Below are 12,372 nucleotides of genomic sequence, written 5' to 3'. Positions count from 1 at the left end.
ACACTTCCCACCGACGAGCCCGACATGGCGCAGATATCCCTCAATGATCTGATCGAAGCACTGGCCGGCGCGGTCATCGACGCCCAGGACCGGATCGAGCAACACCAGATGGCCAACCTGGGTGCGATCTTCGACGAAGACAATCGTCCCCGAAGCGTCCTGATCCGCTTGCCGTCGCAGCACCCGGAGGCGGGTGAGAACGACGAAGACCTGTATCGGGCACCGCTGTTGCCGCTGGTGTCGTCCAACGTCCTGCGGATCAAGGATGTAGAGATCAGTTTCGATGCACAGCTCGGTGAACTGAGCGAGCTGGACGAAGCAGTCGTGCCGGACGCGTTGGCGGTTTCGGCCGTCGTCGAGGACTGGCATCCCAAGCCGCCGGCGCTGCCAGGCCAGATCGGCATCGACCTCGGCTCCAACGCAAAAAATGCGCGAAACAGTGCAGTGCACGTCGTGTTGCGCGTGGAAGGCAGCGAGCCGACCGAGGGCGTGGCACGTCTCATCAATCGCCTTGCGCAGTCGCAAGGTGTGTTCAAGACGGTCAAGGGAGAGTAACTCCCGCCGTCTTCGTTTTCTTCATAAACAACCACTCTTCAGGAGAACACCATGAGCGATATCGTCAACATGTCCGACCAATTCAAGGGCCTGCCGATGGCAGACCTGATCGGCGCCCCGTTGCGTGCAGCCTGCGATGCGCAGGTCATGCTGGCGCGGGCCACCGCCGACTTCATCAAGGTCATCGGCTTTCTGCCGCCGACCGACCCTGCCGACCCCAACGGGAACGGCGGCACGCGCACCGCGCAGTTCAAATTCAAGCGCCCGGTCGAAGACCCTAGCGGTACCGGGATGGCTGAGGAAGAGGTCGAGATCGTTGTACCGTTGTTGACCCTTGTCAACGTCCCCAACCTGAGCATTCAGACCGTGGACGTGACCTTCGATATGGAAGTCAAATCCTCGTTCTCGGAAAAGGAAGCCGAAGACAAGAGCCTCAAGGTGGATCTGGAGGCCAGCGTCGGTTGGGGCGTCTTCAAGGCCAAGGTCAACGTGCAGGGCTCTGTGTCCAGTCATAAGGAAAATACCCGCTCTTCGGATAACTCGGCCAAGTATCACGTCGCGCTGCACGCCGAAGATCGCGGCACGCCCGAAGGCCTGTCGCGTGTGCTCGACATCCTGCAGACCGCTGCGGCCCCACGCAAAGTCACCGCGCCTGTGCCGGTGCCGTAAGCGTCGCTGTTGCGTCCCGTACTTTTCCCTCATCCGAGTCGTTGCCGATGATTGATCTGTCAGAAGTCAGTTACATCAAGCGCATCGTCGTCGGCAGCGACAACCCGGCAAAGATGCAGACCGCCGAGCAGGTCGAAGCCGCGCAGCAGTTGCTCAATCGCTGCCTCAGCGAAGCGCCCAAGGGGGCGATTCTCGGGATCGAGAAGAGCTTCAATATCCTGCAGTTGGGCGAGCACCAGGTCGTGCTGCAATGGTTGTGCTACCACGTCGGGTTCAAGCGCAAGCCGGTCTGGCTGACGGAGGCATAGATGGCACGCGCAAGCTATTGCCTTGATACCTTCGTGGAGCTGCTCGACCAGGCCGTCCGACGCGCGCAACAGCGGTGCCGCCAGCGGCACGCTGCAGTCGTGAATGCCGCGGCGACCGCGTGCGACATGTGGGTGCATTGCGTGGATGGCGAGCAAACGGCGCAGGCCGAAACGGCAACCCTGTTTTCCATTCCTGTCTGCCAATTGCGTGCGCTGCGGCTGCAGCAAATCAGCGAATTTTCGTTGACGCTGCACGTGCAGATTCAGCCGGTCACGCAGACCGACGGCGCTCCCGGGTTGGCATTGCGTCTTGCGCCGCCAGATGGCCATACGCCTGGGCATACGCTGAAGATCAGCTATCAAGGAGCCGAGCGTCCGCGTGGCGTGCTTTGGTTCGATGGTGTCGCATTGAAGGAGTGGATGCTGCATCCGTTCATGGACGTGCCACTATCCGAGCCAGGAGAACTGCGGTGAGGCTGCTGCTGTCGGACGCCGATGCCCGTGCCCTCGCCGAGCGGCTGGGAACCGATGTGGCCACCTTGCATGCGGATCTCTGTCGGCAGTCCCAGCGCAAGCTGCGATCCATCTTCATCATCTGCTTGGTTGTTGTTCTGGTGATCGCTGCGTTCGCTGTGCTGAGCGGCAGCGTGATCGATCTTTCCACTGTTTCCAATTTCTTATCGGAGCTTTTTCATGGCTGGTCAACATCGCTATCGTCATCGCATTTTGCGCATCACCCCGGCACTTGCCTTATGTTTATCGCTGACTGCAGCGCAGGCGGCTCCCGCTGGCGGGATTCCGGCTGGTGACTGGCGCGGCATCCTGTCCGCCAGCGGCGGTACCGGCCCGGTCTACATCCGTCTGAGTGCGCGCGCGGCTGGAGTCGAGGGCACCCAGGTGGCGGATCTGCGATTCGGGCCTCCCTACAATTGCGCGCTCGAGTTACGCGCGCAGCCGGACGGCTACGCGTTGCTGTCGCGCAATGGCGGCAAGTTCTGCGAGGCGCTGACCGGCGGGGTTGCCCAACTCCACATGGCGGAGAGTGGGGCGCATGAGATGCAGCTCACCTTGTCTGGCGGCGCTTCGCCGTTGGTCGTTGCCCTGAATCAGAGCAGTGCTGGATTGGCCGAAGCCGGGCGCTGGCGCGCGGCGGGCCTGATGTCCGCGCAGCTGGAGATCGTGGCGACCACCCTCCGTCCGGGAGACGTGCTCGGTCGCCTGCGTTACGGTGCCCCACGGGATTGCCAAGTGGAATTGCGCTATGCCGGGCGTGCAGCAGGTGCGCTGAACGCCTGGGTCGTGGCCAACGATAGAGGCTATTGCCGTCAGCTCAGTGATGTCCAGGCCAGTCTGCAGGTTCGTGCAGATGGCAGTGCCGAGCTTGCACTGCTGTTGAAAGGTCAGCGAGAGACGGCGCTGTTCGAGCGGATGCCTTGAGGTGTCGTAGCGGCGTGTCTGCCAGTAAGGACGTCATCTATGTGGAAGCGAGCCAGTCGGCGCGCGGGCCTACGGCGACGCGCAGTGGCCCAGCCCGTCCCGCCGACGGAATTCGGCGGGCCGGCATTTTCCAGCGTGCTCGAACAACTGGAGCTCGAATGCCGTGCGATGGTGTCCTACGCACTGAAGCAAGGGCTGGCAATGTCTCCCGATCTGCCTGGCCGGCTGGCAGAGCTTCGCGTGATGCCTGGCGCCTCCTTGCACGGCGAATCCGGTGCGCGCGAATTGGCCGGTCTGCACCGACAGCTGGTGCGTGCGATCCAGCCGGCAACGCCACAGGCGGTGGTGCTGATCGAGCGCGAGCGCCTGCGCGGTGGTTGGCTGCGCTGGCTCAGGCCGATTCCGTTGATCCGCACCTTGACCTTGACCTCGGTCGGTTGCCTGGCCTCAGTGGTCGGGCTGGCGATGTCCAGCCTGGTGAACGAGCGCAACATCACGCTGGGCTTCCTCGATTCCTCAGGAAGCACGCTGGGCTGGAATGTGATGTTTATCCTGGCCTGCGCCGGACTCGGTGCAGCGTTTTCCGCATTGTTCCAAGCCCATCGTTACGTTGCCGACGCAACATACGATCCGCGCTTCGATTCCTCCTATGCCGCGCGTATGATCCTTGGACTCATCGCTGGCCTGATCCTGGTGGAGTTGCTGCCGGAGAATCTCTTCGCTGAAAGCAGTCTGGGTGCGTTCGGAAAGCCCGCATTGGCGATGATGGGCGGCTTCTCGGCAAGCGCGGTGTATCGCCTGCTGCAACGCATGGTCGAGGTCATGGAAACGGTCGTGCGCGGCGATTCCGGCCAACAGGCCGCTGCCGCGATCCAGTCGCAGCGTGCGTCGGCCGAATCCGAAAGCATCCGCGCGCGTGGCGAACTTGCCGCAGGTCTGCTGGACCTGCAGCGTGAGATGCAAGCGGACCCGCGTCTGGATCAGGTGCGCCAGCAACTGACCGGCCTTGCCAGGCAGATGATGTCAGACGATTCCTGATCTTTCGCGCATGAGCTGCGCTCAGACGCACGTGCGCCTTTCTCCTGCCCGTCCGTAGCGTGCGGTTTGGCACAGCCTGCCTGGTAGCAGGTGACAGCGCGCTTTCGCGTCGTGCGGCATAGCTCGCTTCGGCGTCGGCGCAAATTGCCTATCACGCTTCAGGCAGGCATACCCGTCACGGTGTCTCAGCGACATCGGCAGCGTTGTCGAAACCAGCATCTGGTGCTCGCCAAAACAGTTCAAGACCGATGGCCCGGAGATGAGCGTGTGACAAGCTCGATCAAGTGCTCCTGCCGAGCATCTGCCGATTCGCTGCAGCGCGCCGCGTGCAAGCCGCTGCACATCGCGGTCCCCATTCGTGCACCAGAGGGTATGATGAAGACACGTATCGTCGTCGCTGCCGATCGCACCATCCTCGTGGAAGGGATGGTCGCCTTGCTACAAAAGGTTCCGGGTATCGAAGTGGTAGGGCATGCGGAAGACGGGCTGGCATGTCTTCAGATCGCCGCCAGAGAGCGGCCTGATATCGTCCTGGTGGATGTCCTGCTGCCCGGCCTCAATGGTATCGATCTGACGCGGCGCTTGATGCAGCGCAGCCCCAACAGCCGGGCAATCTGTATCGCTCCGTCCGATGCCTGTACGCAGGCCAGCGCAGTCTTCGAAGCCGGCGCCAAAGCATATCTGGCGCGAACCAGCCGCTTCGCCGAATTGCTGCGGGCAATTCAATGCGTCATCCAGGATCAGACCTACATCAGTCCGCAGATGTCGAGTTCGCTGATCGCCGGGCTGCGTCGTGCTGCCAAGGCCGATTCTGCCTACACCCGGCTCACCTCACGCGAGCGCGAAATCGTGCAGCTCTATTCGGAGGGCCTGTCCACCAGGCAGATCGCCAACCGCTTGCACCTGAGCGTGAAAACCGTGGGGACGCATCGCGAAAACTGCATGTTGAAGCTCAATATCCAAAGCATCGCTCAGCTGACCCGTTATGCGATCGCGCAGGGCCTTTCTCCGCTTGAAGCAGCAATCGACGGTAGCGGTGAGCCATCCGATGGGTGCGTAGCGCAGCACATGCGCCGTGCCGGCTGAGGCGTCCTGGCTACCCACAGCGGCGCACCGGTCGCATGGACGCTGGTGCATGTACGCAGGCGCGAGGCGATGGCCTGCGCCTGTCAGCATCACCGGTGGCCGGTAGACCACCGCCACAGCGTGTACAACGCAAGCGCATGCAGACCCTGCTCCGTCTCTAACCGGTCCCGATCTGCGGTCTTGACCGATACCGGGTGATGGGTGCGATTCGCACACTGGAGTTGCGTCCATTGGCGCAGGCGGCGCAACCAGCGACGCACCATCATTGACAGGGAGATTTTCATGAAAACCACATTGAAACTTGAAGCGGAGAGCTATGCCAAGGCGCTGAAGGACATACGGGACGCCAATGCGAATGCGCAGTCTATCGAGGTGTCCTACGTGCCGGGCGAAGCACGCGAAGAAGTCTCACGCTACTTTCTCAAGTATCCCAACTTCGAGTTGAACGCCTATGCTCTCAACGATCAGAAGTACGATCTGAGCAAGTATCAACACACGGGTAAATTTCCGAGTGTCACAAGCGTCGACTTGGCTGCCGCGTTGTCCAAAGGTGGCGAAGGCAAGACCGCCATGAACGAGCGATTGAGCGTCGTGGTGTGTCTGATCTGCGAGGCCGCGCGTTCTGAGCCGATCGAACGGGCGATGCAGGCAGCCATCGCGCACAAATACGTCGACTTGGAACGCTATCGGGTGTTGATGAACATGTACGACCACACGCTCACGTTCAAGCGCGAAAAGCGCACTGGAGATGCGTTGCTGCCGCTGCAGTTGCAGGACTACATCGACTACGTCAAATCTACGAAGTACACCGGCGATAAAGGCATCGAAAAGACCATTATCGACCTGGGGTAGTGCGTCACCACGTCCATCAAACCGCAACGGCGGCGTACGCCGTTGCGCATCAAGAGCCGCCAACAAACGTCGCGAGCCGCCGCTAGGCGGACGTGGATGGCGCTCAGGGCCGGAGTACACGGGTACATGCCGATTCCGAGTGCCGATCATGCCCGAATGGCGGTGCGCAATAGTTCTGTTGGCCGCTACAAGGAGAACGCTATGGGTATGTCCGAAGATGCCGCTGCCGGCGGGCAAGGCGGCAATCTGTAGTTGATTCAATCGCTGGAGCAAATGCTTGAACGTGACCAGGCCGGCAAGCTACTGCAGCCACTTTCCGGCATGGCGGTCGCGCGGCCGATCTATCAGGTGCCGGCCATTGCGCTGGCGGAACCGCTGAAAACGCTGGTCGCCACCATCTTCCGCTCAGCGGGTGTCTACGATGCAGTGCCTGAATCCAAGCACGGCGAAAATGTGCACGGTTCCATGCGCGATGTGCACCAAAATAACGACAATGGCCGCCGCTATCTTCCGGTGCTCGACTATCCCGTCGCGCCGACAGGCCGTGCCGGGCGTTATCACGACTACATCGTGCAGCGGAGCAAGGCGGATGTGCAAAACCGGCAACGCCAACGCTCGGGCATCAGCGGCGTGCTGACAGGTTATGTGGAATACACCGTGGTGCTGGAGGGATGTAGCAACGTACGATTGATCTTCGACTATCTCAACACGCGTTTCTTTATCTCTCCCAATCACTACAAGCCCTGGGCCAGGCCCGAGGCATTGGCTGCACGCCGCAATTTGGGCGCCGACCCGGCGCGCTATCGGCTTGCACCGCACGAAGCAGGCATGGACGAGCAGAGCTGGCGCGACGACGAGTTATACGGCCCCCATCTGCTGATCATGCTATGAGCACGGCCAAGGGCAATCCCTGGTGAAGCAGGGAGTCCTGCAATGACCTGTGCGCAGGTCGTTGCAGGTGTCGGCCGTCAGCCTGGCCGAGGTGTCCGGCCATCTGGTGACCAGCCGTCCGACAATGCGCCTGCGGCTTCTCAGCGCCTGGTTTCGGCATTCAGCGCCGCCTGCATCAATGCTGCGATCGCGTGCGCGTCTTGGCCGGCTTGCTGCGTCAGGAACTGAGCGACACTGCGTTGATTGCCCGCCGGGTGGTTCTGGCTCAATTTGAAGGTGAGCTCGATGCGGCTTGGAACGAAGCGGAAGCCGACCAGACCGCGCAATTGTCGGCGATGACTGTCGCGCTCGATTTCGAACTGCCAATCGCTGCCCACGCGCTGCTCGAAGTGCGCGCTCATGCGCGCGATCAAACTGCCCAGCGCCTCTTCATCGCTCACCTGGCTGCAGCGTCCATGCAGGTGCGCAACAGCGTAGTTCCAGGTGGGCACGCGCGCAGCTGCGTCCTTGTCCAGGTACCAGGTGGGCGAGACATAGGCATGCGGGCCCTGCAACACCATTACCGCATCGCCAGGAGTGCGCGCCTGCGGATTGGGGCCTGCCCAATGGCCCTCGATCAGGACATCCTCGCCATCACGCTGATACAGCACCGGCAGGTGCGAGATCGCCAACTGCCCGTCCTCGCGCTGGCTGATCAGGGTGACGAACGCATCGCGCGCGAATAGCCAGTCCAGCAAGGCCAGATCGGTCTGCGCAAATGCGCGTGGGGCGTACATGTCAGGCGCGGCCACCCATGTTCACAACCATGCGCGCGCGCAGCTCGGCATCGTCGTTACCTTGGGGTGGCGAGACTTCATGCAGCGAAAAGCCGCGGATGAGCGCGTCTTCTTCGTCCAGCCCGTCCAGCGCCACGAATTCGGCATCGAACAAGGCCGCGCGTGCGCTGTCTTCGCTGTCGTAGGGCAGCGTCTTGCCGTCGCTGTCCAGCACCTCGGCGGTGCCGGCTTCATTGACGCGCAGGCGCGCCCAGATCAGCGTGCGGCCGATCGTGGCCAGCCACCAGGAGTCGTGGGCGCCCTGCAGCGTGTCTTCGTAAGTGGTCATTGCATTACCTTGGAAAGCAGGCCGAGCAGGGCCGCCATGCCCAGGCCGAAAAAGATGGTGAGCAGCGAAAGCCAGGCGGGTGTGGCCAGACCGGACAGCGCGCTGTCGCGGTAGCTGCGGTAACCCCGGGCCAGCAACCAGCGCAACGCCACGGGACTGATGAAGGCCGGGTCGCCGAAGCTGGCCAACGCATCCGGATGGCGGTCGCGCATGTGCACCAGGGTCAGCGGCCAGAAGATCAGCAGCGCGGTCAGCCCGGCGACGGCGACACCGACAAAACACAGCGCGAAGAACAGCGTCATGCAGTGTGCTCCGTGGGCGGGGCATCGAACCGGCCGATGAAGTCAATCAGGCCGACGATATTTTCATTCGACGCATCCAACGCTTCGGCCGGAATCCACCACTCGGTGTGATGGGCGCCGCCGACTTTTTGAATGGCGTACTGTTCAACCAACGCTGCGCGTAGCGCGAACTGTGCGACATCGCCAACTCCGCTGTCCCTGACGTTCCAGCGCGACGCGATTTGCTCGGCGTCGCGCTGGTTGGCGGCCGGGTAGAAGATCGGCTGCTCCGGCAACCGCGGCGGCCAGCGTCGGAAGCCGGCCTCGCGCACCAACGCGTATTCCTCCGGCCCCAGCGGACGGTACATGGTGACCGTGGCCGCCGCGGTCGTCACCTCAGAACTCCGCGCTGCCCGGCGCGCGCGGGTAGGGGATCGCGTCGCGGATGTTGCTCAGCCCGCACACGTACACCACCAGACGCTCGAAGCCCAGGCCGAAGCCGGCATGCGGCACCGAACCGTAGCGGCGGAAATCGCGGTACCAGCTGTAGTGCTCCTTATCCAGACCGAACTGCGCCATGCGCGCGTCGAGCACATCCAGGCGCTCTTCGCGCTGGCTGCCGCCGATGATTTCGCCAATGCCCGGCGCCAGCACGTCCATCGCCGCGACGGTCTTGCCGTCATCGTTCAAGCGCATGTAGAACGCCTTGATGTGCTCGGGATAATTGGTCACCACCACCGGGCGGCCGATGTGTTCTTCGGTCAGCCAGCGCTCGTGCTCGGTCTGCAGGTCAAGGCCCCATTCCACCGGGAAATCGAACTTCTTGCCGGAGTTCTGCAGCAGCTTCACCGCGTCGCTGTAGTCGATCTGCTCGAACGGTGCGTTGATGAACGCTTCGAGCTTGGCGATCGCGTTCTTGTCCACGCGCTCGGCCAGGAACGCCAGGTCGTCGCCACGCTCATCGAGCACCGCGCGGAACAGGTATTTGAGGAACTGCTCGGCCAGGCGTGCGTCTTCGGCCAGATCGGCGAAGGCGATTTCCGGCTCGATCATCCAGAACTCGGCCAGATGGCGCGTGGTGTGGCTGTTCTCGGCACGGAAGGTCGGGCCGAAGGTGTAGACCTTGCTCAGCGCCAGGCAGTACGCCTCCACGTTGAGCTGGCCGGAGACGGTTAGAAAGGTTTCCTTGCCGAAGAAGTCGCGGCTGAAATCCACGTTGCCGCTGGCATCGCGTGGCAGGTTGACCATGTCCAGCGTGGAGACGCGGAACATCTGCCCGGCGCCTTCGGCGTCGGAGGTGGTGATGATCGGTGTGCTGATCCAGTTGAAGCCGTTCTGGTGGAAGAAGCGGTGCACGGCCTGCGCCAGACAGTTGCGGATGCGGGTCACCGCACCGAAGAGGTTGGTACGCGGGCGTAGATGCGCCACTTCACGCAGGAACTCCGGCGTCATCGGCTTGGGCTGGATCGGGTAGGTCAACGGGTCTTCGACCCAGCCGACGATGTCCACGCCACTGGCCTGGATCTCGAACGACTGGCCCTTGCCCTGCGATTTCACCAGCACGCCCTTGGCGATCAGCGAGCAGCCGCTGGTCAGGCGCTTGATCTCGTCGAAATTGGGCAGCGTGTCGTTGGCCACCACCTGGATCGGAGCGAAGCACGAGCCGTCGGTCACGTTGATGAAGGCCAGTCCGGCAGATCCGCGCAAGGTGCGCACCCACCCCCGTACCGTGACTTCGCCGCCTTCCGGGAGCTTCCCCGCAAGCGCATGTTCAACGCTGACCACCGTCATGACTGTTCCTCGCCGTAGCGACCTTGAATGGCCTGCGAGTTTACTGGCTGCGACCGCGCCGGCGCGAGCATTCTGAACAGCTTGCCGGGCGCTGCGCTTGTCGCAGGCGCGTACTGCCCCCATCTGTCGCAGATGCCGCAGCTCCGCGTTCTGCCTGGTTGTTGCGGCCTCGCTATACTTGCCGCCACTGTTTCGGAGTGCCCCCATGGCCGTCAGCCTCACCCCCGCCGCGCTGGAGCGCGTGCAGCGTTTCGTGCAGCAGACCCCGGGTGCCTTGGGTCTGCGCTTTGGCGTCACCAAGACCGGTTGTTCCGGCTGGGGCCATGTCACCGACCTGGCACGCGAGGCGCGTGACGACGACGCGGTCTTCGAGCAGGGCGGGGTGCGCATCTTCGTCGACCCCGCCAGCCTGCCGCTGGTGGATGGCACCTGCATCGACTTCGGCAAGCACGGCCTGAGCGAGACCTTCACCTTCAGCAATCCCAACGCGACCGCCGAATGCGGCTGCGGTGAGAGCTTCACCACCGCGGACGAGCACCGCTGAGCCCGCCAGCGCGCATTATCCCTTCTCCCTGTGGGACATTGCCCTCCTTCGTGGGGAGAAGGTGCCCCGCAGGGGCGGACGAGGGGGCGCCTCGGATGTCTGCCAACGCAGGTACTGACAAGCGCGTCGCTACGCGCCGCCAAGGGTGAATCGCCGACTGCTCCATCGATTTGCTCCGCACCCTCACGCCAAACCCTCTCTCGGCGGGAGAGTGGCCCTAAGCGTTAACTGCCAGCTGTTCGCTGCCGCATTGCCCAGCCAGTTGCAGCTAAGCAATTGAACTGCCATACTTTCCTGCTTCCTGCTCGATTCCGGGCGGGAACCCTTGCTCCACCGGCCGCTTGCGCGGACCACCGGGGAGCTGTCCGGCCCACGTGGCCACATCCGAAAGGTAAAACAACATGAGTCGTCATTACGAAGTCGTGTTCCTGGTCCATCCGGACCAGAGCGAGCAGGTCCCGGCCATGATCGAGCGCTACAAGTCGCTGATCGAGGGCGGTAACGGCACCATCCACCGTCTGGAAGACTGGGGCCGTCGTCAGCTGGCCTATCCGATCCAGAACCTGGTGAAGGCGCACTACGTGCTGCTCAATATCGAAGTCGACCAGGCCGTGCTGAGCGAGCTGGTGGAAAGCTTCCGCTTCAACGATGCGGTGCTGCGTCACCTGGTCGTCAAGCGCGATGGCGCCGACACCGAGCAGTCGCTGATCATGAAGAGCAAGGACGAGAAGGGCGACAAGCCCGAGCGTAGCGAGCGTCGTCGTCGTGACGACGAAGAGGGCGAAGCGCCCGCCGCCAACGATAACGACGGCGACAACGCCGAAGCCGCTTAAGGAGCGCTGTCATGTCCAAGTTCTTCCGTCGCCGCAAGTTCTGCAAGTTCACCGCCGAGGGCGTCAAAGAGATCGACTACAAGGATCTCAACACCTTGCGTCAGTACCTCACCGAGAACGGCAAGATCGTGCCGAGCCGCGTGACCGGTACCAAGTCCAAGTACCAGCGCCAGCTGGCCACGGCCGTCAAGCGCGCCCGTTTCCTGGCGCTGATCCCGTACACGGACAACCACGACGTCTAAGTAGTGCCGCGTAGTGGGGCCGCCGGTTGTGCGGCTCCTTCGCAAGCCCGCACAACGTTGTGCGGGTCTCTCACAGGAACTCGCACGTCCCTGTGCGGGTGATCAAATTAATAGACGCCTGGTGATTGGAGATTCGGTGTGATCGTGCTTTTACGATTCCCAAATCCCGATTCCCGAATCCCGTCTTTTCGGACAGCACCCGTTGCGCCCGCCACATGCCGGCGCTAACGAATAACGGAGTACCACCATGGATCTGATTCTTCTGCAGAAAGTGACCAACCTGGGCAACCTGGGCGACAAGGTCAGCGTCAGGCCGGGTTACGGCCGCAACTTCCTCGTGCCGCAGGGCAAGGCCGTGCCGGCCACCGCTGCCAACGTTGAAGCGTTCGAAACCAAGCGCGCCGAGTACGAAGCCAAGGCCAACAGCATCCTGGCCGAGGCACAGAGCCGCGCCACCAAGTTCGAAGGCGCCAGCGTCACCATCGGTGCGCATGCGTCGACCGAAGGCAAGCTATACGGCTCGGTTGGCCCGCGCGACATCGCCGAGGCGTTCACCGCCGCCGGCCTGCCGCTGGAAAAGAGCGAAGTGATCCTGGGCGAAGGCGCATTCCGCAATGTCGGCGAATACGACGTTGTGCTGCACCTTCACGCGGATGTGGAAACCTCGGTCAAGGTCATCGTCGAATCCGACGCCTGATCGCTGGCCTGCCAGCGAACCTGACCTAAGGAAGGTCTGATCAA

At 62.6% G+C, this 12,372-nt stretch carries 18 protein-coding genes and 1 pseudogene; 13 read left to right on the top strand and 6 right to left on the bottom strand.

Annotated elements, in window-relative coordinates; translation table 11 throughout:
* Positions 1-24: 24 nt before the first annotated feature.
* Genes J7367_RS03860 through J7367_RS03845 form a run of 4 tightly spaced genes read left to right on the top strand, consistent with a single transcriptional unit; the run spans position 25 to position 2,006 of the window.
* Positions 25-555: a DUF2589 domain-containing protein gene (locus J7367_RS03860; protein ID WP_057660220.1), complete on the top strand. Its 531-nt coding sequence runs from the start codon at positions 25-27 to the stop codon at positions 553-555.
* A gap of 51 nt (positions 556-606) precedes the next feature.
* Positions 607-1,224 carry a DUF2589 domain-containing protein gene (locus J7367_RS03855; RefSeq protein WP_003485902.1) on the top strand — a complete coding sequence of 206 codons (618 nt, stop codon included), beginning with the start codon at positions 607-609 and terminating at the stop codon, positions 1,222-1,224.
* A gap of 47 nt (positions 1,225-1,271) precedes the next feature.
* Positions 1,272-1,532, top strand: a complete 261-nt coding sequence (locus J7367_RS03850; protein ID WP_022559618.1) for a hypothetical protein — start codon at positions 1,272-1,274, stop codon at positions 1,530-1,532.
* Entirely contained in the window at positions 1,533-2,006 is a 474-nt protein-coding gene (locus J7367_RS03845; protein WP_057660218.1) for a hypothetical protein, read from the top strand.
* A gap of 11 nt (positions 2,007-2,017) precedes the next feature.
* On the opposite strand, the pseudogene J7367_RS03840 reads toward J7367_RS03845, so the two are convergent.
* Positions 2,018-2,206, bottom strand: a pseudogene (locus tag J7367_RS03840) (hypothetical protein); the annotation flags it as partial.
* A 52-nt stretch (positions 2,207-2,258) separates the two neighbouring features.
* Here J7367_RS03840 and J7367_RS03835 point away from each other — a divergent pair.
* The 5 genes from J7367_RS03835 to J7367_RS03815 all read left to right on the top strand — a co-directional run bounded on the left by J7367_RS03835 (position 2,259) and on the right by J7367_RS03815 (position 6,836).
* Positions 2,259-2,969 (top strand): hypothetical protein, encoded by a 711-nt coding sequence (locus J7367_RS03835; RefSeq protein ID WP_057660317.1) that lies wholly within the window; start codon positions 2,259-2,261, stop codon positions 2,967-2,969.
* Between the two features lie 168 nt (positions 2,970-3,137).
* On the top strand, positions 3,138-4,007 hold the full coding sequence (locus tag J7367_RS03830) for a hypothetical protein (protein WP_057660315.1): 870 nt from the start codon (positions 3,138-3,140) through the stop codon (positions 4,005-4,007).
* Positions 4,008-4,379: 372 nt separating this feature from the next.
* The gene (locus J7367_RS03825; RefSeq protein ID WP_057660217.1) at positions 4,380-5,093 is read left to right on the top strand and encodes a response regulator transcription factor; all 714 of its coding nucleotides are present in this window, start codon (positions 4,380-4,382) and stop codon (positions 5,091-5,093) included.
* 282 nt (positions 5,094-5,375) lie between these two features.
* Positions 5,376-5,945 carry a ribosome-inactivating family protein gene (locus tag J7367_RS03820; protein ID WP_057660215.1) on the top strand — a complete coding sequence of 190 codons (570 nt, stop codon included), beginning with the start codon at positions 5,376-5,378 and terminating at the stop codon, positions 5,943-5,945.
* Between the two features lie 252 nt (positions 5,946-6,197).
* Positions 6,198-6,836, top strand: a complete 639-nt coding sequence (locus J7367_RS03815; protein ID WP_244672255.1) for a hypothetical protein — start codon at positions 6,198-6,200, stop codon at positions 6,834-6,836.
* 140 nt (positions 6,837-6,976) lie between these two features.
* Here J7367_RS03815 and J7367_RS03810 read toward each other — a convergent pair whose 3' ends face one another.
* From J7367_RS03810 to asnS, 5 genes are read right to left on the bottom strand one after another with little or no spacing between them, the layout of a single operon-like run.
* Entirely contained in the window at positions 6,977-7,612 is a 636-nt protein-coding gene (locus tag J7367_RS03810; RefSeq protein WP_007966294.1) for an FMN-binding negative transcriptional regulator, read from the bottom strand.
* Position 7,613: 1 nt separating this feature from the next.
* The gene (locus J7367_RS03805; protein ID WP_022559611.1) at positions 7,614-7,940 is read right to left on the bottom strand and encodes a hypothetical protein; all 327 of its coding nucleotides are present in this window, start codon (positions 7,938-7,940) and stop codon (positions 7,614-7,616) included.
* Positions 7,937-8,242: a hypothetical protein gene (locus J7367_RS03800; RefSeq protein WP_003485878.1), complete on the bottom strand. Its 306-nt coding sequence runs from the start codon at positions 8,240-8,242 to the stop codon at positions 7,937-7,939. The genes J7367_RS03805 and J7367_RS03800 overlap by 4 nt, the downstream gene beginning before the upstream one ends.
* On the bottom strand, positions 8,239-8,589 hold the full coding sequence (locus J7367_RS03795) for a hypothetical protein (protein WP_057660313.1): 351 nt from the start codon (positions 8,587-8,589) through the stop codon (positions 8,239-8,241). The genes J7367_RS03800 and J7367_RS03795 overlap by 4 nt, the downstream gene beginning before the upstream one ends.
* 28 nt (positions 8,590-8,617) lie before the next feature.
* Positions 8,618-10,012: an asparagine--tRNA ligase gene (gene asnS / locus J7367_RS03790; protein WP_022559609.1), complete on the bottom strand. Its 1,395-nt coding sequence runs from the start codon at positions 10,010-10,012 to the stop codon at positions 8,618-8,620.
* 205 nt (positions 10,013-10,217) lie between these two features.
* Between asnS and J7367_RS03785 the strand changes: the two genes are divergently transcribed.
* From J7367_RS03785 to rplI, 4 genes are all read left to right on the top strand, one after another.
* The gene (locus tag J7367_RS03785) at positions 10,218-10,556 is read left to right on the top strand and encodes an iron-sulfur cluster assembly accessory protein (RefSeq protein WP_007966300.1); all 339 of its coding nucleotides are present in this window, start codon (positions 10,218-10,220) and stop codon (positions 10,554-10,556) included.
* A gap of 401 nt (positions 10,557-10,957) precedes the next feature.
* The gene (gene rpsF / locus J7367_RS03780) at positions 10,958-11,389 is read left to right on the top strand and encodes a 30S ribosomal protein S6 (RefSeq protein WP_003485869.1); all 432 of its coding nucleotides are present in this window, start codon (positions 10,958-10,960) and stop codon (positions 11,387-11,389) included.
* A gap of 11 nt (positions 11,390-11,400) precedes the next feature.
* A complete protein-coding gene (gene rpsR / locus J7367_RS03775) occupies positions 11,401-11,631 on the top strand; it encodes a 30S ribosomal protein S18 (protein WP_002804494.1) in 231 nt (76 codons plus the stop codon).
* A gap of 247 nt (positions 11,632-11,878) precedes the next feature.
* Entirely contained in the window at positions 11,879-12,328 is a 450-nt protein-coding gene (gene rplI / locus J7367_RS03770) for a 50S ribosomal protein L9 (protein WP_057660213.1), read from the top strand.
* Positions 12,329-12,372 lie beyond the last annotated feature (44 nt).

The sequence above is a fragment of the Xanthomonas sp. D-36-1 genome (assembly GCF_017746155.1).
Classification (GTDB): Bacteria; Pseudomonadota; Gammaproteobacteria; order Xanthomonadales; family Xanthomonadaceae; genus Xanthomonas; species Xanthomonas cissicola.
Note: the sequence above shows the minus strand (reverse complement) of the source record. Positions and strands in the feature narration are given on the sequence as shown.